We start from the raw sequence: 22,587 nt of genomic DNA, 5'->3' as shown, positions 1-22,587 counted from the left end.
CCCAACAGCCCCCCGCCGCCGCCCGCGCCGCTGGCCGCGGGTCCGATGGTGCGGCGCACGGCGACGGGCCACGCGCAGGGGCTCGCGGCCGTGACCATCTTGTGCGTCGGCGCGATCGTCAACGCCGTGGCGCTGTCGCCCTTCACGATCGCGATCATCGTCGTCGGCTACCTGCTGGCGATGACGTCGTACTCGTTCACCCCCGGCGAGAAGCGGTTCGCCCTGATCGGCGTCCCGATCACCGCGTTCGTGTTCTACGCCTTCGGCTTGTTCCTGGCCCGCGGCCGCTCCACCGGCCACGACAATCCGCTGAACTCCAGCGACACCTGGCAAGCGGCCAAGGACGGGTTGACGGCCGTGCCCACGATGTTGGGCCTGCTGGCCGCGCTCTACCTGCTCTGGCGCCTGTTCAAGGCGGTCGCTAAGTCGGGCTGATCCCGGCCCGGCCCCGGTAGTACGCCGGGGAAACCTCTCCGCGCAGGCAGCCGAACGCGACGTCGGCGGCCGATGCCCGGTCGAGGCGGCCGTGGTAGGTCCCGTCGGGCAGGCACACCATGTTCGCCGCGAACTGGTCGCCGCCCAGGTGCGTGGTCTCCCACACCGGCAGCCCGCGCGCGGCCAGTTCCCGGGCGACCGGGGCGCCGTAGCGGGCACAGCACACGTCGCGCTTCCCGTGGGTGCACACCAGCAGGACCCGCTCGCGCGCCGCCGAGCCGAACCCGGGCGGACCGCCCTCGGCCAGCGGTGCGAGATCCAGCTTCTCAAGGTCGCCGAGGTCTGAGGTGACCCGCCGCTCCAGCCAGCGCGCGCCGAGCGGACCGCCCGCGACGAAGACCACCCGGTCCCCCGCCGCGACCCGGCCCTCGCGGTCCGGACGCCGGATCAGCTGCGGACGCACGTCGTACGCCGGGGCGGCGGTCAGCACCTCGACCACCGAACCGGGCAGGTCGGACGGCCAGCCGAAGGCCGGCCACGGCCCGGGGTGCTCCACGGCCAGCCAGGCCTTCGCCCGCGGCGGCGCGGTGTCCCGCAGCGGCTCGCGCGCCGCCCGGCACAGCGCGGCGCAGCCGCCGAGGGCGTAATCGCAGACGGACACGGGCAGGTCTCTCAGGGGGCGCGGTCACGACCGGCGCACGGGTCCCGCCGGAACCGGACGATCACCGCAGCTGGTCAGGGTAGCCTCACCTTACCCCGGGCACACCTCGTCCTACCCTCCGCACCCTCCCCACTCGCCCGAACCGGTGACGACGACCGTTCCGGCCTACCCGAACGCGTCGTTCAGCACCCGGCGCGACACCCCGCCGACCGCGAGGTAGACCAGGGTCGCCAGGCCGTAGTTCAGGAACACGTTGAGCTTCGGGCTCTTGGGGGTGAACAGGTCCTTGAACCACGTCGCGAAGAAGCCGGCCCAGTCGGAGTCGGTCTTGACGATGTCGTTCTGCCCGTTGGCGCCGATCAGGACGAAGACGATGTACCCGACCAGGATGATCGCGATGACGGCGGCGGCCACGAAGACGAGGTCTCCGGCCGCCCGTTTGCCTCCTGCTCCAGCCATGGGTCCCCGATGCCCGCGCCGACCCGGGGAAAACGTGTTCGCATATACCCTTATCGCATGATCACCGCACCGCTCACCGTGGGCTTCGACCTCGACATGACCCTGATCGACTCCCGGCCGGGCATCCACGCCACGATGACCGAGCTGTCCCGGGTCACCGGCCGGTACATCGACGCCGACGCCGCGGTCACCCGGCTCGGGCCGCCGCTGGAGGAAGAGCTGGTGCGCTGGTTCCCGGCCGAGGAGGTCGCCGCGGTCGGCGACCGGTACCGGGAGCTCTATCCGGAGTTCGCGATCGAGCCGACGACGGCCCTGCCCGGCGCCGCCGAGGCGTTCGCGGCGATCCACGACCGGGGCGGGAAGGTCATGGTGGTGACCGCGAAGTACGGCCCCAACGCGGCCCTGCACCTGGACCACCTCGGTCTGGCCCCGGACGTCCTGGTCGGCTGGCACTGGGGCCCGAAGAAGGGCGAGGCGCTGCGCGAGCACGGCGCGTCGGTCTACGTCGGCGACCACATCGGGGACATCCAGGGCGCGCGGGCGGCCGGCGCGGTGGCGGTCTCGGTGGCCACCGGACCGATCAGCGCCGCCGATCTCGCGGCGGCCGGAACCGACGTCGTGCTCACCGATCTGCGGGGTTTCCCGGCCTGGCTGGACGGGTATCTGGCCGCCTGATCGGCACCGGCGCCCGACGCCCGGCAGCCGTCGTCCCGAGCCCGTCCCCCCTCGCTCCCGAACCCCGGCTCCCGCTCTGGGATATCCCTGCCCAAGGTGGTCGTTTCCTGGTTACGCTTACCCCGCAAGAGTGAATCGCCACGACGACGAGCAGACGCGAGGGTCCCACCGTGCCTACCGGCAAGATCAAGTGGTACGACACCGAAAAGGGTTTCGGCTTCATCACCCGCGACGACGGGCCCGACGTGTTCATGCACTCCTCCGCTCTGCCCGCGGGGGTCGCGGAGCTCAAGAGCGGGCAGCGGGTGGAGTTCGGGGTGGCGGCCGGCAAGCGCGGCGACACCGCGATCGGCGTGAAGCTGCTGGAGACCCGGCCGAGCGTGGAGGCCGCGGTCGCGGCCCGCGACCGGAAGCCGGCCGAGGACATGGTGGTCATCGTCGAGGACGTGATGAAGCTGCTCGACGGGATGTCCGAGACCTTCCGCCGGGGCAAGTACCCGGACAAGGTCACCTCGCGCAAGCTCGCCGGGGTGCTGCGGGCCGTCGCCGACCAGCTGGAGAGCTGAAGCCGAGCTCGGCGAGGTGAGCCCAGGAAGGTGAGGCCGGCGAGCTTGGCGGGCCGCGCCCACCGAGCAGGCCACCACATGGTGAACGGCTATGCCGGTCCCGGCGCACGCCTCGCATAATCACTTCCATGAGCGCTGATCGGAACATAGCCCGGGTAACCGCCACAGCCGCGGTCCACGCGGGACGAACCGCCACGAACCCGACGCCGCCGATCGACCTGTCGGCGACCTACTACCTGCCCGGCGTCGACGCCGGCGGCGAGAGCTACGAATCGCTCGTCGCCGGCGGCCCGCCGACCGCCGAGGGCGGCCTGGTCTACCAGCGGATGTGGAACCCGACCACGGCCGGGTTCGAGAAGGCGCTGGCCGAGCTGGAGGGCCTGCCCGAGGCGGTGTCGTTCGCCAGCGGGATGGCCGCCATCACCGCCTGCCTGCTCGCCGCGACCGCCACGGCCGGAGCCGGGGGCAAGCGGCACGTCGTGGCCCTGCGGCCGATCTACGGCGGCACCGACGGCCTGCTCACCAAGGGCACCCTGGGCACCGAGGTGACCTGGGTCGAGGGCCCCGCGGACATCGCCCCGGCGCTGGCCGCCCGCCCGGACACGGCGCTGGTCGTGGTCGAGACCCCGGCCAACCCGACCGCGCGGCTGCTGGACCTGGACGCGGTCGCCGAGGCCTGCGGCGACGTGCCGTACCTGGTGGACTCCACGTTCGCGACCCCGGTGCTGCAACAGCCGGCCCGGCACGGCGCGACGCTGGTGGTGCACAGCGCCACCAAGTACCTCGGCGGACACTGCGACGTACTCGGCGGTGTGGTCGCCACAACGCCGGAGTGGGCGGCACGGCTGCGGGACATCAGGGTGCAGACCGGCGGCCTGCTGCACCCGATCGCCGGATACCTGCTGCACCGCGGGCTGCAGACGCTGCCACTGCGGGTGAAGCGCTCCTCGGAGACCGCGGGGACGGTCGCCGCGTGGCTGGCCGCGCACCCGGCCGTGGAACGCGTGCACTACCCCGGGCTGCCCGGCGGCGACCCGGACGGGCTGATCGGCCCGGACAAGCAGATGCTGCTGCCCGGTGCGATGCTCTCGTTCGAGATGCGCGGCGGCTATGACGCGGCGGCCGCGGTGGCCGAGAACGTCCGGCTGATCCTGCACGCGGCCTCGCTCGGCGGCGCCGAGTCGCTGATCACCCACCCGGCCTCGCTGAGCCACCGGCACGTCGCGCCGGACGCCCGGCCGGACGCCGGGCTGCTGCGGTTCTCGGTGGGACTGGAGGACGCCGAGGACCTGATCGAGGACCTGGGTTCGGCGTTCACAAAGATCTGATATGTCCGGCTGTGATGCGCCGACCAGGTGGATAGCGCGGACAGACGTGGTGGGGAGACGTTCCAGGTGATAGTTCTTCCAGGGTGTTCGACAGCAAGCTCTTCCTCTCGGCCTACATCACCCTGTTCGTCATCATGGACCCCCCGGGGACGCTGCCGATCTTCCTGGCGCTGACCAACGGCCGCAGCAAGGCACAGCGCACCAGGGCCGCGTGGCAGGCGGCCCTGGTGGCGTTCTGCGTGATCTGCGTGTTCGCACTGTTCGGCCAGCAGATCCTGGACTACCTCGGCGTCACGCTGCCAGCGCTCCAGGGCTCCGGCGGACTGCTGCTCCTGCTGATCGCGCTGGAACTGCTGACCGGCCGCAGCGAGGAGCCCTCGCACTCCAACGAGTCGGTCAACGTCGCCCTGGTGCCGCTGGGCACACCGCTGCTCGCCGGACCCGGCGCGATCGTCGCGGTGATGGTGTTCGCCAAGGCCACCGACCACCACTGGTCCGGCATCCTCGCGGTCGGGGCGGCGATCGTGGCGATCCACATCACGCTGTGGCTCACCATGCGCTTCTCGGTCCAGGTGATCCGGATCATCAAGGACTCGGGGGTGACGCTGGTGACGCGGATCGCCGGTCTGCTGCTGTCCGCGATCGCGGTGCAGATGGTCGCCGACGCGGTGCGCGCCTTCGTGAAGGCCGGGTGACCGGCCGGGTGACCTAGGATTTTTCCGTGAGCTTCGGACAACAGTTCCTCGACCAGGTCGACGCCTCGGCGCAGGACTTCACCTTCCCCTTCCTGGACCACGGCTTCTACTACGCGGTAGACGTGCGGCTGCACGTCTACCGCGACGAGAAGCACTGGGCCGTGGTCTTCGAGACGGTCGGCTTCAACCCGAAGGCGCGCAGCGTCACCGACGCCCTGACCGGCTACGGCGTCCGCGGCGGCAGCCAGCTGAACCGGGTGGAGAACATCGCGGACCTGATCGACGACGACGAGAACTACGTCGGCGGCGTCCCGATCCGGGTCCGCGGCCAGGACCTGCCGGTCCAGGCGTCGCCCGGCGAGTACTTCGCCGAAGTGGTGCGCGAACTGGTCCCGGAGCACCGCGACCTGCTCCTGGCCGACGAATCCGAACTCCGCGCCCTGGTCCCGCCGGACCTGCCGGAGATCCTGCGCCTGGAGGCCTGGCACCACCCCGACGTGCTGGTCGAGCGCCCGAGCCGGGAGGAGACGTTCCAGCTGATCGCCAAGGTGCTGGACAGCGGGAACGCGCACGAATACCGGCCGTCTCAGGCGCCGAACACGCACTGGTCGAACTGGCCGGAGTCGGGGAACGCTTAGAGCGTGCGCGGCACGCTCTAAGCGGACAACGGGTTCGGCGGCCGGCAAGCCGCCGAACCCGTCCCCTCACGCGGCAGCCGTGACCGGCTTCCGCTCGGGGCCGGCGGCATCCGCGCTCTGATGCACCGCGGCCGCCGCCAGCGCCGCCCGCATCGCCTTCGCCCCCGGCAGGAACGCCGCCGTCACCAGCGTCACCGCCGTGCAGGCCAGCGCCCACCAGAAGGTGGCGCTGTAGGCCGAGGCGACGTGCGCGGGCGTCGCCGCCCGGTCGGCCAGGCCGCGTACCAGGATCACCGCCAGGACCGCGGTGCCGATCGAGCCGCCGACCCGGTTCAGGATGTTGAAGGTGGTCGTCGCCTGCGGGATCGACTCGCGGCGCAGGGTCGAATAGCCGGCCGCGATCAGCGGGGCCATCACCAGGCCCAGGCCCAGCCCCCGGAGGAACAGCGGCGCCATCAGCGCGGCCGTCGACGTTCCGGCCCCCACCATCGCGAACGGCAGCGTCGCCGCCGTCGCCACCGCGGTCCCGGTCATCACCAGTACGCGCGGGCCGGTGCGGTTGGTCATCCGGCCGGCCGCGAAGGTCGAGATCGCGGTCCCGAGCCCCTGCGGGGCCAGGGTCAGACCGGCTCGCAGCGCCGAGAAGCCGTGCGCCTGCTGGAAGTACAGCGGCAGCAGGAACATCGCGCCGAACAGGGTCGCGCCCATCAGCGCGGCGTTGAGCATCGCGACGGCGAACGCCCTGTCGCGGAACAGGCGCAGGTCCACCAGCGGCTGGATCTTGGTGCGCAGGCTGTAGAGCACGAACACCGTCACCAGCAGCAGACCGCCGAGCACCGGGCCCCACGCGGCCGGCGAGGAGAAGCCGCCGTGGTCGCCGGCCGCCGAACAGCCGTAGACCAGGGCCGCGAGTCCCGGGGAGATCAGGGCGAAGCCCCGGATATCGAAGCGGGCGGCGTTGCCCGCCGGGCCCGCGCTGCCCGCGCCCCCGACTGACACCGGCACCCAGCGCCGGACCAGCACGATGCCGGCCACGCCGATCGGCACGTTGATGAAGAAGATCCAGCGCCAGCCCCACTCGGCCAGCAGCAGTCCGCCGACCGCCGGGCCCAGCACCGGCAGCAGCGCCATCGGCACCGACATCACGGCCATCACCCGGGCCATGTGCCGCGGGCCGACGTTGCGGCCGAGCAGCGCCTGGCCGACCGGCTGGATCAGGCCGCCGCCGAGCGCCTGGAGCACGCGGAAGGCGATCAGGCTCGGGATCGACCAGGCGGCGCCGCACAGCACGGAGCCGACCAGGAACGCGGTCACCGAGAGCAGCCACACCCGGCGCCCGCCGAACCGGCCCATGGCCCAGCCGGCCAGCGGGACCACCACGGACATGGTGAGCAGATAGGCCGTGGACACCCAGGCCACGGCGGACAGCGGCGAGCCGAAGCGCTCCGCCAGGGTACGGGTCGCGACCGCGACCACGGTGGCGTCGAGCATCGCCATGGCGGCCCCGAGGACCAGCGCGAAGCCGATCTTCAGGTACTCGCGGGGCAGCCGGTCGCCGGACGGCTGAGGGTTCATCGTTCCTCCCCGATAGATGGACTAGCGAGTCCATATTTTTAGACTCAACAGTCCAAGAGATTAGACTGAGGAGTCCAACTCCGCAACGGACTTCCGAGCGAGGAGAATGACCGCATGACCGCGACCGCCGAGGAACCCCGAGCGCAGCAGGAACCCCAGGAGCCCCAGGGCAACCCGAGGAAGCGCCGAGCGATCCTGGACGCCGCCGGCACGGTGTTCCTGCGCGACGGCTTCACCCGCGCCGGCATCGACGCGATCGCGGCCGAGGCGAAGGTCTCGAAACAGACCGTCTACAACCACTTCGGGGACAAAGAGCGCCTGTTCATGGCGATGACCGACGACGTGCAGGACCGCACCGTCGCGCACGTCATGGAACTGATGGACCGCGACTTCCCGGACCCCTCGAAGCTCGCCGGCCCCGAAGACCTGCGCGCGGCCCTCCTGCAACTGGCCGGCGAATGGATCCGCGTGGTCTACACCGGCCCGCTGGTGGCCCTGCGCAAGCTGGTCGACGCCGAGTCCGAGCACCACCCGTACCTCCAGCAGCGCTGGTTCACCAACGGCCCGAGCCGCACCATGCCGCGCCTGAACCGGCTGCTGTCCGCACTGGCCCGCGCCGGGCTGCTGGACGTGCCCGCCGAAGTGCTGGACGTCCCGGACCTGCTGGCGTATCAGCTCACGGCGATGGCCGGATCGGCGGTGCGGCGGATCGAGCCGGGAGCGGACTTCGAGGCCGAGTTCCAGCGCCGGGTCGCGCAGGGCGTGGACTTCTTCCTCAGGGCTTACGCGCCGCGCTGAACGCCATGGCGGGGCACCGCAGGACAGAGCGCGGCACAGCATGGCACGGCTCAGCGCGGCACGGCTCAGCGCGGCACACCATGACTCAGGTCAGCAGTTCAGCAGGGCACTGCGATGGAGCCGGAATCCCTTGCGGACCCTACGGATGCTGCCCGATCGGCACCGCCACCGACCCGCCCAGCGGACACGTCCACAGCGGCGTCCGCTGCCCCCGGGTGGCCATCATCGGATGCGCGTGGCTGGGCAGGCACGGCGGCCACTCGATGAGCCGGCCGCCGATCGACAGGTTGCCCTGCACCAGGCGCTGGGTCTGCGCGGCCAGATAAAGCGTGCGCGAGGCGGTGTCCAGGACCGACACCCCCAAGGTCAGCCGCCCCACCTTGACACCGGAGACGATCAGCACGGCGGTGGCGCCGGCCGCCGACTCGCCCGGGTTCGGGTCCTCCGTCAGCTGGCAGTCCAGACCCGCGGCACGCAGGTCATGGGCCACCGGTTCGAAGGCCTCCAACAGGGACACGTCCACCCTGCACAGCGTAAGCGCCGAACCAGCAAATGCACAGACCCTTTGCACGTGCAAAGCAGCCCTTTGCTTCCGCCGGACCCCGCGCGGACCCGATACCCGGTCAGCGCACTGTTTCGGTGATGTCAGGGTTGGAATACTCCTGGGTGATCGAACCGTCACCGGACGTTTCGGGACCGGCGTTGTAGCGGATCAGCAGCTCGGCGAATCCGGCCACGTCAGCGTCGCCCCAGCCGGCCAACCGCTCGGCGACCGCGGCGTGCCGGCTCTCGGTGACCTGCGCCAGGATGTCGGTCCCGGCCGGCGTCAGGTGCAGCATCTGCGCGCGATGGTCCTCCGGCGCGGATCGGCGCTCCAGGAAACCGAGCTGTTCAAGTGCCCGCACTTGGCGGCTTACCGTCGACTTGTCCAACCCGTAGCGCGCGGCCAGATCCTTGGCCAGACAACCGCCGGAGTCCTCAAGATGCGCCAGCAGCGTGTAGGAGACCAGCGTCAGCTCCGGGTGCAGCCGGCCGGCGAAGGCCCGCGCCCGGCGCGCGAAAACGGTCATCTCCCGCTGGATGGCGTCCACCGCCTCGCGGTGACGCGTCTCACTGTCGGTCACGGTCTCCACTCCCTCCGGATAGTTGTATAGTACATCTATAGCTAGGTTGTAGTTAGCAACCGACTAGCGACCACCAGCGGTCATTCGGAGGAAGAAGGCACCAGCCGATGAACCCGGCCCCGAACCCGGCGACGAACCCGGTCCAGCAGCAGCCGAACGCGCAGGCGGCCTCGGTCCGCCACGTCCTCGTGCACCTGATCACCCCGCTCCTGATGTGCATCGGGATGGGGCTGGCCTACATGAGCGCGTTCATGGTCCCGCACCCGCACCACGTGAAGGTGGCCGTGATCGGCCAGGGCCCGCAGGTGACGGCGGTCGCGCAGGCGATCCAGAGCAAGGCCGGCGACACACTGGCCGTCTCCACGCTGCCGAGTACCGACGCCGCGGTGGCCCGGCTGCACAGCCGCGATCTGGTCGGCGCGTTCGTCCCGGACCCGGCGAAGCCGCAGCTGTACATAGCCGAGGGGAACAGCGACTCCTCGGCCACCGTCGCCGCCAAGGTCTTCACCACCGTCGCCGCCGTCGAGGACAAGCCGCTGGCCGTCACCGACGTCGCCCCGACCACCGCCGACGACCCGACCAACTCAGGGCCCTTCTTCCTGATGATCGCGGTGAGCATCGGGTCCTACAGCGCGGTCGCCGCGATCGGCGCGGGCGCCACCGGCTGGTCGCTCAAGCGCAAGACCGCGCTGGCGCTGGGCACCGCGACCGCGGTCAGCCTGATCGGTGCGGCACTGGCCGGCCCGGTGTTCCACCTCGCGCACCACAGCCTGGCCGGGGTGTGGGGCCTGGCCTGGCTCTACTCGGCGGCAATCCTGCTGATCGGCGTGGGCCTGCACCCGTTCCTGAAGCGGTGGACCACGCTGGTGATGATGGTGCTGTTCGTGATGCTGAACTTCACCAGCTCCGGCGGACTGTTCCAGCCCGAGTTGCAGGACGGCTTCTTCGGCGGACTGCACGCCTTCTGGAACGGCGCGGGCCTCGTCGAGGGCGTGCGGAGCCTGCTGTACTTCGGCGGGACCGGTCTGGCCCGGCACGCCTGGACGCTCGTCGGCTGGGTCGGCGTGGGGGCGCTGACGGTCGGCGCGGCGGCGGTGGCCGAGAGGCGGCACCGGGTGTCCGAGAGCGAGACCGAGGCAGAGGCGGAAGAGGAGCTGGAAGAACTCGTCGCCGTCTGAGTCCGAGCGCTCTCACTCCCCCGATTTATCAAGCTGGCGGGCCCAAAACGGCCCGCCAGCTTTTATCGTTTTATCGATGAACGATCCGTGAGATCTTGTCGGGATGGACGCGCCAGAGATCTCGATCATCCCCAAGCCTTTTCACGTACAGGTCGGGACCGGACAACTCATGTTCGGCTCCGACGTCGTCGTCGACCTCCAGGAAGGCCTGCCCGAACTGGGTCCGGACGGCTACCGGCTGACCGTCACCGATGAGGGCGTCACCTTCCAGATCTCCTCGCCCGCCGGCCTGTTCCACGCCGAGCAGACCCTGAAGCAGCTGCTGCCGCCCGGGGCCCTGCGCAACAACGGCGGCGACCAGGCCTGGCCGATCCCGCACGTGGACATCATCGACCTGCCGCGCTTCCGCTGGCGCGGGGCGATGCTGGACGTGGCCCGGCACTTCCTGCCCAAGCGCGACGTGCTGCGCTTCCTGGACCTGATGGCCTTCCACAAGCTGAACGTCCTGCACTTCCACCTGACCGAGGACCAGGGCTGGCGGATCGAGATCAAGCGCTACCCGAAGCTCACCGAGGTCGGCGGCTGGCGCCGGGAGACGTTGGGCGACGGCCGGCCGCACGGCGGTTTCTACACCCAGGACGACATCCGCGAGATCGTGGACTACGCCGCCGAGCGGCACATCACGATCGTCCCGGAGATCGACATCCCCGGGCACTCCACGGCCGCCATCGCCGCGTACCCGGAACTGGGCAACCAGGACGTGCCGAGCGCGCAGCAGCCGCGCGAGGTGTGGACCCGGTTCGGGATCGCCAAGTCGGTGCTGAACGTCGAGGACGCGACCGTCGAGTTCTACAAGAACGTCATGGACGAGGTCTGCGACCTGTTCCCCGGCGAGTTCGTCTGCCTGGGCGGCGACGAGTGCCCCAAGGACGAGTGGCGGGCCAGCGCGCGGGCCCAGGAACGCAAGGCCGAACTCGGGTTGAAGACCGAGGAGGACCTGCAAGCCTGGTTCATGCACCAGGTGAGCGAGCACGTCGCGGACAAGGGCCGCAAACTGCTGGGCTGGGACGAGATCCTGGAGGGCGAGCTGTTCCCGGGCACCGTGGTGTCGTCCTGGCGCGGCACCGACGGCGCGGTCGAGGCGGCCCGGCGCGGGCACGACACCCTGACCAGCCCGACGAAGTGGGTCTACTTCGACTACCGGCAGTCCGACGCGCCGGGCGAGCCGGGTGCGCCGTTCGCCGCGCCGACGTCGCTGGAGCAGGCGTACAGCTTCGATCCGGTGCCCGAGGGAATGCCCGAAGAGCTCGTCGGGCACGTGATCGGCTCCGAGGCCACGCTGTGGAGCGAGTACATCCCGGACGCCCGCGTCCACGACTACCAGGCCTGGCCGCGGCTGGCGGCGTTCAGCGAGACGGTGTGGTCGGCGCCGGGGCGGGAGTTCGCGGAGTTCCGGACGCGGCTGGAGAAGCACCTGGAGCGGCTGGACGCGCTCGGGGTGGAGTACCGGCCGCTGGACGGGCCGCATCCCTGGCAGAAGCAGCCGGCGCCGGACCGGAAGCCGGGCGGGGACGCCGCCGAATAAGCCGCTGGTCCGCGCGGGAACCATCGAACCCTGAGATCTCCCCGGCGCCCTTCGGCAGGACGCCGGGGAGATCCCGTTCTCGCTTGGTTCGGTGAGCGAGCCAGCCGACTCCGATCGGTGACACCTCCGTCACCTGCCGGAAAACCCTTGACCATCTTGATATCGGCGGGCATGGTGTCTGGAAAGCGGGAAAGCGCTTACCCAACGCGCCGAGGAGCGATATGAGCGAGGTCGTCGGAGCGCGGCAGCCAGACGCCGAGCAGACCAGCCGCGCGGCGGGGGGCCCGCGGCCGGTCTTCACCGGGAGCTACCAGAAACTGTGGCTGCTCCTGCTGTTCGGCTGGCTGGTCAGCTACGCGGACCGGACCGTCACCGGGCCCGTCGTGGCGTGGATGATCCACGACAAGGGCGGCTTCATCGGCAGCTCGGCCCATCCGGCGGCGCTCGGCGGGCTGATCGGGTCGATGTTCTTCACCGGCTACATGCTCACGCAGTACGCGGGCGGCCGGCTCGGCGACCGGTACGGGCACCGCGAGATGCTGGTGCTGTCGCTGCTGTGGGCCGGGGTGCTGACGCTGGTCTCGGGCCTGGCCACCGGGCTGGTGGTGTTCGTGGTGGCCCGCGTGCTGACCGGCCTGGGCGAGGGCGTCTTCTACTCCAACGACCGGGTCCTGGTCATCGCGCACACGCCACCGCGTCGCCGGACCATCGGGCTCGGCGTGGCCGTCTCCGGCCTGTCCATCGGCCTGACCATCGCCACGATCGCCACCCCCTACATGATCGACTGGGGCAAGTCGGCGGGCTTCGGCGCCCGGGCCTGGAGCATGCCGCTGTACCTGTTCGGCGCGTTCTCGCTGCTGGTCGGCGCCGCCACCTGGCTGTTCTTCCGGGCCCGGGGCGACCGGCCGCTGCGCCTGGGGCCGCCGCTGCTGCGGCTGATCGGCTACTCGGTGCCGTGCGCGGCCGCGATCACCGCGCTGTACCTGATCTCGGACAAGGCCGGCTGGACCGCGTGGGAGACCGCGATCGGGTCCGGGGTGCTGGCCGCGGTGATGATCGCGTTCGTGGTGCGGGACCTGACCCGGACCGGACGGGCCAAGACCCTGCTGACCAAGGACCTGTGGCTGCTCTACATCGCGTTCATCGCGGTGATGTGGAACCTGTGGTTCTTCTCCTACTGGTCGGTGGAGATCGTCTCGGAGGCCGCGCACAGCAGCCTGACGTCCGCGGCGCTGACCGCCGCGTTCAACGCCGGGGCCGGGATCATCGGCTTCCCGGTCGGCGGGTGGATCGCCGACCGGCGGGTGCGGGCCGGCAAGGGGCGCAAGCCGCTGGCGATCACCTGTGCGGTGGTGCACACCGTGCTGGCCGTCGCCTTCGGCATCTCGTTGCAGGCCGGGCACCCCTCACTGCTGCTTCTCGGGCTGATCCTGTTCACCTCGGGGCTGTTCTTCAACGCGCTGCAGCCGATCGTCCACAGCATCCTGGGCGACCAGGTGCCGGACGCCGACCGGGGCGCGGTGTTCGGCGTGTTCAACCTGATCGCCGAGATCGGGGCGGTGGCCAGCCCGGTGGTCAGCGGCGTGCTGCGGGACTCCACCGGCAGCTGGGCGCCCGGGGTGTACACCGCCGCCGGAATCATGGCGGTCTCGGTACCGTTGTACGCGCTGGTCCGGGAACGGATACCGGGCGTCGCCCGGACGTGACCGGCATCGCCGACCGGGAGCAGAGCCGTCCACACCGGATGTGTGGTGCTGCGGACCGCCGCGATGAGCGACACTAGAAGGATGCCCGTCGCCCGACCCCAGCGCCGCGCCCGGAGGTATGCGTGACCTGCTTGATCGTCCAGTCCGACAAGACCCTCCTGCTCGAGATCGACCACCCGCAGGCCGAGGAGTGCCGCCGGGACATCGCCCCGTTCGCCGAACTGGAGCGCTCCCCCGAGCACATCCACACCTACCGCATCACACCGCTGGCCTTGTGGAACGCCCGCGCCGCCGGCCACGACGCCGAGCAGGTCATCGACGCCCTGCTGCGCCACACCCGCTACCCGGTGCCGCACTCGCTGCTGGTCGACATCGCCGACACCATGGACCGCTACGGCCGCCTGCGGCTGCTCCAGCACCCGACCCACGGTCTGGTCCTGGAGACGACAGACGTCCCGGTGCTGGAGGAAGTGATCCGGCACAAGAAGGTGCAGCCGCTGATCGGCGCCCGCGTCGACGAGCACACCATCAAGGTCCACCCCTCCGAGCGCGGGACCCTCAAGCAGGTCCTGCTCAAGGTCGGCTGGCCGGCCGAGGACCTGGCCGGCTACGTGGACGGCGAACGCCACGACATCGCACTCCGCGAGGACGGCTGGACCCTGCGCCCGTACCAGAAGGAGGCCGCCGAGGGCTTCCGGCACGGCGGCTCCGGCGTGATCGTGCTGCCCTGCGGCGCCGGCAAGACCATCGTCGGCGCAGCCGCGATGGCCGGCGTGGCGGCCACGACGCTGATCCTGGTCACCAACACGGTGAGCGTCCACCAATGGCGCCGGGAACTGCTGAAGCGCACCACCCTGACCGAGGACGAGATCGGCGAGTACTCGGGCGCCCGCAAGGAGATCCGCCCGGTCACCATCGCCACCTACCAGGTCCTCACCCGCAAGACCAAGGGCGTCTACGCCAACCTGGAACTGTTCGACGCCCGCGACTGGGGCCTGATCGTCTACGACGAGGTCCACCTGCTCCCGGCCCCGGTCTTCCGCTTCACCGCGGACATCCAATCCCGCCGCCGCCTGGGCCTGACCGCCACCCTGGTCCGCGAGGACGGCCTGGAAGGCGAGGTCTTCTCCCTGATCGGCCCCAAGCGCTTCGACGCCCCCTGGAAGGACATCGAGGCCCAGGGCTACATCGCCCCGGCGGACTGCGTCGAGGTCCGCGTCACCCTCACCGACCACGAACGCCTGCGGTACGCCAGCTCCGAACCGGAGGAGAAGTACCGCCTCGCCTCAACCACCGCCACCAAGGCAAAACTGGTCGAAGCCCTGGTGAAGAAGCACGCCGGCGAGCCAACCCTGGTCATCGGCCAGTACCTGGAACAACTGGACGACCTCGGCGAGCGCCTCAGCGCACCAGTCCTGAAGGGCACCACCCCAGTCAAGGAACGCGAGCGCCTCTACGAAGGCTTCCGCACCGGCGAGATCCCCACCCTGGTGGTCTCGAAGGTCGCGAACTTCTCCGTGGACCTCCCCGAGGCCAGCGTCGCGATCCAAGTGTCCGGCACCTTCGGCTCCCGCCAGGAGGAGGCACAGCGACTAGGCCGCGTACTGCGCCCGAAGGCCGACGGCCGCGGCGCCCGCTTCTACGCGGTGGTCTCGCGCGACACCGTGGACCAGGAGTACGCGGCGCACCGGCAGCGGTTCCTGGCGGAGCAGGGGTACGCGTACCGCATCGCCGATGCGGACGATGTGTTCGCTGGTAAAGAGATCTGAGAGATCGGCAGGGCAGCGGGCTCCCGCTGCCCTGCGCAGCAGTTGGGTTCAAGGCTTTTTACGGCCTTCGGTCATAGTTGTGCCGGTTCGGGGTTCGGGGCGGTGGGTGTGTCTGTCGGCTGCCGGTTTTCGCGTTCACAACCCCGCCCCACCTCAGGCCTCTTCAACTCCAGCAAGTTGGGAGAAGGGCACAGGCCAGATCAAGAGCAAGATCAAGAGGCACAAGCAAGATCAAAGTCAAGGGCTGTGGTGAAGGGCCGGGCCTCCGGCGGGCCTCGGCAACCTCAGGGAAACTAGCGCGGTTCCCTAGGGTGGCTGGGTGAGTCTCAGCGGCTGCGGTTTGTGGGGTGGTGCGGTCCGTTCCCCTCGGTCGCGTCGTCAGCCCGGGGGGTACAGCACCGGTGTCCGGGGGTAAAGTCCGCGCGCGGCGGTCATGCAGGTGGGCGGCGGTTTCGCACAGCGCGAACTTGACCCCCGGCCACCGGCACTGTAGGCGAAGCCCTGCCGACGCGACCGAGGGGAACGAACCGAAAACCAGCCGGAAGAATGGCAAAGCCCAGTGGTTCGATACCGGCGACTCGGCGGATTCGGCCGCTGGTCGGGCGCTGGCAACGCGACAGTCGCAGGGTGCTCATTCCGAGCTGGCGGGTGCGGCCGCAGGTGTGGGCGCGGGCTCGTCTGGCTGCCAAGATCGCTGCCGCCGGATGACAGATTGGTCTAGCCACCAAGGCATGCCGCCTACCGCACCCGGGCATGTTCTCGACCAGCTGACCACGGGCCCGCCGCCAGCACCTCACCGGCAGCGGCAGCGGCATCAACCAACCGGTGCCCTCGGACCCTGCGTTTTGTATTTCTCCGGCTGGTTTTCGGTTCGTTCCCCTCGGTCGCGTCGGCAGGGCTTCGCCTACAGTGCCGGTGGCCGGGGGTCAAGTTCGCGCTGCACAAAACCGCACCTCGGACGGCCAACCGCCGCGCGCGGACTTTACCCCCGGACACCGGTGCTGTACCCCCCGGGCTGACGACGCGACCGAGGGGAACGGACCGCACCACCCCACAAACCGCAGCCGCTGAGACTCACCCAGCCACCCCAGGGAACCGCGCTAGTTTCCCTGAGGTTGCCGAGGCCCGCCGGAGGCCCGGCCCTTCATCACAGCCCTTGACCTTGACTTTGCCGTTGATCTTGCCCTTGCCCGGACTTGCTGGAGTTGAAGAGGCCTGAGGTGCGGCGGGGTCGTGAACACGCGAACCGGCGGCCGAGACACAGACCCACCACCCCGAACCCCGAACCGGCATAACTATGACCGAAGGCCGTAAAAAGCTTTGAAACCCACGACCAAAACCGCAACCCGGCCCCCAAACGCCAGCCCTCCAAAAAGACCCGAACCCCGATCAGCCCCAGGCGGCTTGACGACCGGGCGGGTACCGTTCGGCACCTTGCTCGCGCTCCGCGTCAGCCCAGAGAAGGTATCGCCCACCTCGGATCCGGCAGCCAGCGCTCCTCAGCGCTCTCTGCGAACAGGCCTCTGCGCGCCTCGACCATAGCGACGGCCTCATCCCGCGCCGCCTGTACGGCCTTGTGCTCAGCATCGGTGATCAGCCCGAGCCTGCGGCCGTGTCCATACTCGTCCTCGTCCTTCCACCGCCATGACCCGTCCGGCTCGACCACCAGGTCGAGATCGAGGTCGCACGTGTCCCAGCCGTCGCCGCGCCATGATGGCGGACGCTCGAAGTTCACATACCAGCACAGCATTGTGCCCTCCGCGCCGAACATGCGGGAGACCGAGAACCAGCGCCCTGACACGACCTGCTCCACCACGGCAGTGGACCCCGCAGGCAACAGGCGATCGCTCATCCCGACCTTCAAGCACCGCGCCCTGTCGCACACCGCCATGCCTACACACCGGTCTCGCGCGGGCCTTCTTATGGGCGGCAAAGTCGTTTCGGTTATGGACGGCAAAGTCGTTTCGAGCCCCGTCCCCAAGTGCGAGTGGGGCTCGGGTCAACCGGGCCCCGCTGCGCGTTCTGCGGGCTTCAGCTCAGCTGCGCCGGCAGCGGCGCGCTGTGCACCACATGCAGCCGCGACACCGCGCGGGTCAGCACCACATACAGCCGCCGCAGCCCCCGAGGCTCGGCGGCGACGATCTCGGCCGGTTCCAGCACCAGTACCTGGTCGTACTCCAGGCCCTTGGCCAGCGTCGCGGGCACCACGACCAGCCGCGGGCCGACCGCGTCGGCGAGTAGCGACTCGACCAGTTCGGCCTCGGTCTCGGTGGCGCCCTCGATGGCCGGGGCCGCGGGCTCGGAGCCGAGCACGGTGTGCTCGACGCCGGCGGCGTCCAGGGCGGCGGCGACCTCGGCGGCCCGGGCGTCGGCGGTGATCAGGCCGACCGAGCCTTCCTGGAGTTCCAGGGCGAGTTGGGCGGCGGTGACCGTCGCTTCGATGAGGTCTGTTTCGTCGGGGACCGCGTCGATCTCCAGTGCGCCGCCCTGCTGGCGGACCGAGGTCGGGGGCAGCAGGCCGGGGGCGGCGTCGGGCAGGAGCTTGGCGGCGAAGTCGATGATCTGGCGCGGCACCCGGAAGCCCAGGGTCAGCTCCTCGATCACCGCCTCCGGCTTGCCGAGGTGCTTCAGCGTCTCGGCCCAGGACGGGGTCGCCCAGGGCGTGGTGCCCTGCGCGATGTCGCCGAGGACGGTGACGCTGCCGGTCGAGCAGCGGCGGCCGACGGCGCGGTACTGCATCGCCGACAGGTCCTGGGCTTCGTCGAGGACGACGTGCGCCAGCGAGGGCAGCCGGTCGAGCTGGTCGTGGGCCTCATCGATGAGGACCGCGTCGGCGCTGGACCACTTGGCGGTGCCCGGGGTGCGCGGGGCCTTCGGGCGGGTCGCGGTCCACAGGATCGAGGCCTGCTCTTCGGAGGTGAGGATCCCTTCGGCGGCGGCCGCCAGCGCCTCGGGGTTCGCGTAGAGCTCGAAGACCACCTTCACCGGGTCGATGGCCGGCCAGAGCAGGTCCACGGCCTTGCGCACCTCGCTGGTGCGGGCGACGGCGTTCTGCGTGCGGTCGTCGGTGGTCTCGCCGGCGACCTCCATGCGGTAGAGGATCGCGTGCGCGATGCGCGGCGCGAGCATGGCGCGGCCGGCGCCGTAGCGGACGTCGCGCTCCGTGGTCGCCGCGACCAACTCGTCCAGCTCGGACGCCGGGACCCGCCAGCGCCGGGAGCCGCGGACGATCATGATGCCGTCGGGCAGCGCCTCCCGGGCGGAGCGCAGGCGGGACCAGATGCTGTTGTGGAGTACCCGGGCCATGCGGGCATCGCCCTTGACCACCCCGGACTCCGGCGGGTCGGCAGCCGTGATCTTCACCCGGGCCACCAGGTCGTCCACCGTGGTCTGGCCGACCTCGATCTCACCGAGCGCGGGCAGGACCTGCTCGATGTACTTCAGGAACTCCTTGTTGGGGCCGACGACCAGCGAGCCGCCGCGGCGCAGCCGGTCGCGGTGCGCGTAGAGCAGGAAGGCGACGCGGTGCAGGCCGACCGCGGTCTTCCCGGTGCCCGGCGCGCCCTGGACGCAGACGCTGACGCCCACGTCGGCCCGCACGATCTCGTCCTGCTCGGGCTGGATGGTCGACACGATGTCGCGCATCGGCCCGGAGCGCGGACGCTCGATCTCGTCGGTCAGGATGCGGCTGGCCCCGGGCCGGCCGGCCGGGGCGACGGCGGCGGCGGGATCGGACAGCGGCTCGTCTTCGTAACCGGTGATGGCACCGTAGGCGAAGCCGAAGCGGCGGCGCCGGTCCAGCCCCATCGGCACCTTCGGGGTGGCGCGGTAGAACGCGGTCGAGACCGGCGCGCGCCAGTCGATGACCATCGGCTCGCCGGACGCGTCGTGCACGTGCCGGCGGCCGATGTAGTAGTGCTCGCCCCGGAATTCGTGGGCCTCGGGGGTGTCGCCGTAGTCGAGGCGGCCGAAGAAGAGCGGGATGTTGGGATCGTCCATCAGGGCTTTGGCACGGTTGCGCAGAGCCGCCAGAAGGTTCTCGGTCGAGACGGCGTTGCCGCCCTCGGCCCGCAGGGTGAGTGCCTCCTCGCGCATCGACTTGAGCGCTGCGCGGGACTCGTCGAGGTGGGACTGCTCGGTGACGACGATCGGATCGGCGGCGTCACTGTATTCGGGCATGCCGGACTCCTGAAGAAGTAGAGGAAGAGACGCGCGCACGGCAACATGGCGCCGGGGCGTGTTGGGGGTTCTTCAGGCAGAGGTCCGTGCGGTTCGGTAAGGAGTGGAACCGCCGTACGTACCGGGCAAGGCGCAGTAGCCTAGCACATGGACGACGGGTGAATGACCTCGCTCGCTCAGTGGTCCCGGCCCTGGATCAGACCAGCGCCTTCCGCCACAAAGCGACCTTCTCCACATCCACCGGCGAGTCCCACGTCCCGGCCGCCCGCACCGCGGTCCCCACGTGGAACGCGTCCAGCCCGGCCGCCCGCAGCGCCGGCAGCGCCTCGCGCGTCAGCCCGCCGCCGACCAGCACCCGGGGGCCGCCGGCCGCCCGCTCGCGCTCGGACTCGGCGCGCAGCACTTCCAGGCCGTCGCCGGAGGCCGGGAAGCCGCCCGAGGTCAGCACGGTGTCCAGGCCCGGGAGCTTGCGGATGGCGTCGTAGACGACCGCCCGGTCAGGAGCGGCGTCGATCGCCTTGTGGAACGTCCACTTCGCGCCGCCGAGGGCGTCCAGGACCGCGCGGACCGCCTCGATGTCGACCGTGCCGTCCTCGTCCAGCCAGCCCAGGACGAACTCGTCGGCGCCGGCCCGGCGCAGCGCCTCGGCCGCGTGCACCAGCTCGGCCACGCCCTGGACGCCGCCGGCCGAGAACCCGGCGCGGCGGCGGATCATCACCCGCAGGGGGACGTCCACGGCCGCGCGGACGGCCTCGAAAGTCTCCACGGCCGGGTCGAAGCCCGAGTGCTCCATCGAGGAGACCAGTTCCAGGCGGTCGGCGCCGCCGGCGGCCGCGGCACGGGCGTCGTCGGCGTCGACGGCGATGACTTCCAGCAGGGGCGTCGGATCAGACATAGGTGGCAGCCTGCCATATCCGCGCACGCACTAGGTCGATGTCGGTAGCTCGTCCAGTTCCGGATCCGGTTCCCGGCCGGGGGTTTTCAGGTTCAGCCATCTGATGGCGAAGCTGAACAGCACGTAGTAGACGAGGAAGTAGATCGGCCCGACGATCAGGATCAGCCAGGGCTTGGTCGCCTTGCCCCAGTTCAGCGCGAAGTCGATGAGGCCGGCGGAGAAGTTGAAGCCGTCCTTGGCGCCCAGGCTCCACATCAGCGACATCGAGATGCCGGTCAGGACCGCGTGGATCGCGAACAGCACCGGCGCCACGAACATGAACGAGAACTCCAGCGGCTCGGTGACCCCGGTGACGAAGGAGGTCAGCGCCGCCGAGATCATGATCGAGCCGGCCACCTTGCGCTTGGCCGGCAGCGCGGCGCGCCACATGGCCAGGGCCGCGCCGGGCAGGCCGAACATCATGATCGGGAAGAAGCCGGTCTGGAACAGGCCGGCGGTCTTGTCGCCGTTCAGGAAGCGGGCGATGTCGCCGTGGAAGGTGCCGTTGGCGTTGGTGTAGCTGCCGAACTGGAACCAGGGGAAGGCGTTCAGGATGTGGTGCAGGCCGAACGGGATCAGGGACCTGTTCAGGGTGCCGTAGATGAACAGGCCGATCGTGCTGTTGCGGGTGATCCAGGTCGACAGGTCGTTGATGCCCTGGCCGATCGGGGACCAGATCCAGCCCATCAGGACCCCGAGGAACAGGCAGGCCACGGCCGTGGCGATGGGCACGAAGCGGCGGCCGCCGAAGAACGCCAGCCAGGTGGGCAGCTTGATCCGGTAGTAGCGCTGCCACAGCAGCGCCGCCATGATGCCGACCAGGATCCCGCCGAGGACTCCGGTGGGGTTCGGCTGGTTCATGTCCAGCCCGAATTTCAGCCCGCCGGCCGGCACCGCGTCGTTCACGCCCTGGTCGGCGTTCTTGATCACCAGGCCCAGGACCTGGGACTTGAGCTTGGAGCCGGCGAACATCTGCATCGAGACGGCGTCGTAGACCAGGTAGCCGACGATGGCGGCGACCGCGGTGGTGCCGTCGGACTTCTTGGCGAAGCCGATGGCCACCCCGATGGCGAAGATCACCGGGAGGTTGTTCAACAGCGAGTTGCCGCCGGCCTGCATGACGGCCGCGACGGTCTTGAGGCTGTGGAAGCGTCCGAGCATGTCGTCCTGGCCGAACCGGACCAGCAGACCGGCCGCCGGGAGCGTGGCGATCGGCAGCATCAGGGACTTGCCGATGCGCTGCAGCACCGCGAACGTCTTGCTCCCCCACCCGGGCTCCTTCGGAGCCGGGACCGGGGCCGCCGCGGCAGCTTCTACGCTCATCAGGTGGTCCTCTCGGTGTGCCACGTAATGCCAAGCCCCGCAGCCCCGTGATGCTGGCGTCGGTGAGCGTGCCCCGCTCGGTTACGGGTTGCGGACTATCGGACGCGCTGCCTGCGCGAGCGGCACCCACAGCTGGTACCGGTCCCCGCGATAAGCAGACGTCGCATATTCCACTTGCACATCTTCAGCAAAAGAACGCCTCGCCATGACCAGAACTACGCCGTCAGAGCGAATACCGAGAAGCGGCGCGTCCTCGGCGGCGGTCGTGGCGGCCTCGATCGACTGTTCGCCCCAGGTGAGTACGATCCCGTACTCCTGGGCAAGGTACCGGTACAGCGACTCCGGCGCGCCCGCTTCCACCAGTCCCGGGACGATCCGCTCCGGGAGGTGTGTGCGTTCGATGGCCATCGGGATGCCGTCGGCGTAGCGCAGCCGGACCAGGCGGACCACCGGCTCGCCGGACTCCACCTCCAGGTGGCCGGCCAGGGCGCTGGAGGCGTGGATCCGTTCGAACGACAGGGTGCGGGAGCTGGCGGTCATGCCGCGCCGGCGCATGTCCTCGGTGAAACCCACTAAACGGATCTGCACGTCCATCTTCGGCTGCGCGACGTAGGTGCCGCGGCCCAGGCGCCGCTCCAGCCGGCCGTCGGCGACGAGCGCGTTGATCGCCTGGCGCACCGTCATCCGGCTCAGGCCGTGCTGCTCGGCCAGATCCCGCTCGGAGGGGATGGGCGAGCCGGGTTCCAGCCCGTCCGCGATCATCCGGCCCAGGAGGTCCTTGAGCTGCAGATGCTTGGGCACGGAGCTGGTCGGGTCGATGCCCGCGGCCTCATCGCTCATGTCACCGGACTAGACCACCGGCGCCACATCGGTGTCAACTGGTGTCAACTACTCGCAGGCGTCGTGCCCCCGCCGCCCGCCGGGTCCGCACGGCGCCTGGTTCCACAGACGGCGCAACC

General features: G+C 70.3%; 21 protein-coding genes. 11 read left to right on the top strand and 10 right to left on the bottom strand.

From position 1 onward, the window contains the following. On the top strand, positions 1-435 hold a 435-nt coding region (locus tag KGQ19_RS23580), incomplete at its 5' end, for a hypothetical protein (protein ID WP_212011611.1). On the opposite strand, the gene KGQ19_RS52020 is transcribed toward KGQ19_RS23580, so the two are convergent. Both KGQ19_RS52020 and KGQ19_RS23570 read right to left on the bottom strand, forming a co-directional pair. Further along, on the bottom strand, positions 422-1,096 hold the full coding sequence (locus KGQ19_RS52020) for a sucrase ferredoxin (protein WP_212011609.1): 675 nt from the start codon (positions 1,094-1,096) through the stop codon (positions 422-424). The two genes, KGQ19_RS23580 and KGQ19_RS52020, sit on opposite strands and share 14 nt — an antisense overlap. Before the next feature lie 165 nt (positions 1,097-1,261). Then, entirely contained in the window at positions 1,262-1,555 is a 294-nt protein-coding gene (locus KGQ19_RS23570) for a hypothetical protein (protein WP_212011607.1), read from the bottom strand. Between the two features lie 57 nt (positions 1,556-1,612). On the opposite strand from KGQ19_RS23570, the gene KGQ19_RS23565 reads away from it, so the two are divergent. From KGQ19_RS23565 to KGQ19_RS23545, 5 genes are all read left to right on the top strand, one after another. Beyond that, positions 1,613-2,230: an HAD family hydrolase gene (locus KGQ19_RS23565; RefSeq protein WP_212011605.1), complete on the top strand. Its 618-nt coding sequence runs from the start codon at positions 1,613-1,615 to the stop codon at positions 2,228-2,230. Between the two features lie 170 nt (positions 2,231-2,400). After that, positions 2,401-2,796 (top strand): cold-shock protein, encoded by a 396-nt coding sequence (locus KGQ19_RS52905; protein ID WP_212011603.1) that lies wholly within the window; start codon positions 2,401-2,403, stop codon positions 2,794-2,796. A gap of 128 nt (positions 2,797-2,924) precedes the next feature. Beyond that, complete coding sequence (locus KGQ19_RS23555; protein WP_212011601.1) at positions 2,925-4,124, top strand: trans-sulfuration enzyme family protein; 1,200 nt, start codon at positions 2,925-2,927, stop codon at positions 4,122-4,124. 83 nt (positions 4,125-4,207) lie between these two features. Continuing rightward, positions 4,208-4,819 carry a MarC family protein gene (locus KGQ19_RS23550; protein WP_194897429.1) on the top strand — a complete coding sequence of 204 codons (612 nt, stop codon included), beginning with the start codon at positions 4,208-4,210 and terminating at the stop codon, positions 4,817-4,819. A gap of 26 nt (positions 4,820-4,845) precedes the next feature. Further along, entirely contained in the window at positions 4,846-5,457 is a 612-nt protein-coding gene (locus KGQ19_RS23545; RefSeq protein WP_212011599.1) for a DUF7003 family protein, read from the top strand. A 66-nt stretch (positions 5,458-5,523) separates the two neighbouring features. On the opposite strand, the gene KGQ19_RS23540 is transcribed toward KGQ19_RS23545, so the two are convergent. Beyond that, positions 5,524-7,032, bottom strand: a complete 1,509-nt coding sequence (locus tag KGQ19_RS23540; RefSeq protein ID WP_212011597.1) for a DHA2 family efflux MFS transporter permease subunit — start codon at positions 7,030-7,032, stop codon at positions 5,524-5,526. 114 nt (positions 7,033-7,146) lie between these two features. Here KGQ19_RS23540 and KGQ19_RS23535 point away from each other — a divergent pair, with 114 nt between their 5' ends. Then, entirely contained in the window at positions 7,147-7,830 is a 684-nt protein-coding gene (locus KGQ19_RS23535) for a TetR/AcrR family transcriptional regulator (protein ID WP_212011595.1), read from the top strand. Positions 7,831-7,969: 139 nt separating this feature from the next. Here the strand turns inward: KGQ19_RS23535 and KGQ19_RS23530 are convergent, their stop codons facing one another. Continuing rightward, on the bottom strand, positions 7,970-8,353 hold the full coding sequence (locus KGQ19_RS23530; protein WP_212011593.1) for a hypothetical protein: 384 nt from the start codon (positions 8,351-8,353) through the stop codon (positions 7,970-7,972). A gap of 100 nt (positions 8,354-8,453) precedes the next feature. Continuing rightward, the gene (locus KGQ19_RS23525; RefSeq protein ID WP_230419268.1) at positions 8,454-8,900 is read right to left on the bottom strand and encodes a MarR family winged helix-turn-helix transcriptional regulator; all 447 of its coding nucleotides are present in this window, start codon (positions 8,898-8,900) and stop codon (positions 8,454-8,456) included. 161 nt (positions 8,901-9,061) lie between these two features. Here KGQ19_RS23525 and KGQ19_RS23520 point away from each other — a divergent pair, with 161 nt between their 5' ends. The 4 genes from KGQ19_RS23520 (at position 9,062) to KGQ19_RS23505 (ending at position 15,192) form a co-directional block, all read left to right on the top strand. Next, positions 9,062-10,132: an ABC-2 transporter permease gene (locus KGQ19_RS23520; RefSeq protein WP_212011589.1), complete on the top strand. Its 1,071-nt coding sequence runs from the start codon at positions 9,062-9,064 to the stop codon at positions 10,130-10,132. A 103-nt stretch (positions 10,133-10,235) separates the two neighbouring features. Then, on the top strand, positions 10,236-11,717 hold the full coding sequence (locus tag KGQ19_RS23515) for a beta-N-acetylhexosaminidase (protein WP_212011587.1): 1,482 nt from the start codon (positions 10,236-10,238) through the stop codon (positions 11,715-11,717). A 221-nt stretch (positions 11,718-11,938) separates the two neighbouring features. Continuing rightward, positions 11,939-13,423 (top strand): MFS transporter, encoded by a 1,485-nt coding sequence (locus KGQ19_RS23510; RefSeq protein ID WP_212011584.1) that lies wholly within the window; start codon positions 11,939-11,941, stop codon positions 13,421-13,423. Between the two features lie 122 nt (positions 13,424-13,545). Then, a complete protein-coding gene (locus tag KGQ19_RS23505) occupies positions 13,546-15,192 on the top strand; it encodes a DNA repair helicase XPB (protein ID WP_212011582.1) in 1,647 nt (548 codons plus the stop codon). 1,450 nt (positions 15,193-16,642) lie between these two features. On the opposite strand, the gene KGQ19_RS23500 is transcribed toward KGQ19_RS23505, so the two are convergent. The 5 genes from KGQ19_RS23500 to KGQ19_RS23480 form a co-directional block, all read right to left on the bottom strand. Further along, positions 16,643-17,044, bottom strand: coding sequence for a ribonuclease FAU-1 family protein (locus tag KGQ19_RS23500; protein WP_212011574.1), 402 nt, complete (start codon positions 17,042-17,044; stop codon positions 16,643-16,645). 179 nt (positions 17,045-17,223) lie between these two features. Then, complete coding sequence (locus tag KGQ19_RS23495) at positions 17,224-19,371, bottom strand: HelD family protein (protein ID WP_212011572.1); 2,148 nt, start codon at positions 19,369-19,371, stop codon at positions 17,224-17,226. Between the two features lie 196 nt (positions 19,372-19,567). Then, entirely contained in the window at positions 19,568-20,266 is a 699-nt protein-coding gene (locus KGQ19_RS23490) for a copper homeostasis protein CutC (protein ID WP_212011570.1), read from the bottom strand. Between the two features lie 30 nt (positions 20,267-20,296). Continuing rightward, positions 20,297-21,628 (bottom strand): PTS transporter subunit EIIC, encoded by a 1,332-nt coding sequence (locus tag KGQ19_RS23485; protein WP_212011568.1) that lies wholly within the window; start codon positions 21,626-21,628, stop codon positions 20,297-20,299. 81 nt (positions 21,629-21,709) lie between these two features. Next, the gene (locus KGQ19_RS23480) at positions 21,710-22,468 is read right to left on the bottom strand and encodes a GntR family transcriptional regulator (protein ID WP_212011566.1); all 759 of its coding nucleotides are present in this window, start codon (positions 22,466-22,468) and stop codon (positions 21,710-21,712) included. Positions 22,469-22,587 lie beyond the last annotated feature (119 nt).

This window comes from Catenulispora pinistramenti (assembly GCF_018274385.1).
GTDB classification, from domain to species: Bacteria; Actinomycetota; Actinomycetes; order Streptomycetales; family Catenulisporaceae; genus Catenulispora; species Catenulispora pinistramenti.
Note: the sequence above shows the minus strand (reverse complement) of the source record. Positions and strands in the feature narration are given on the sequence as shown.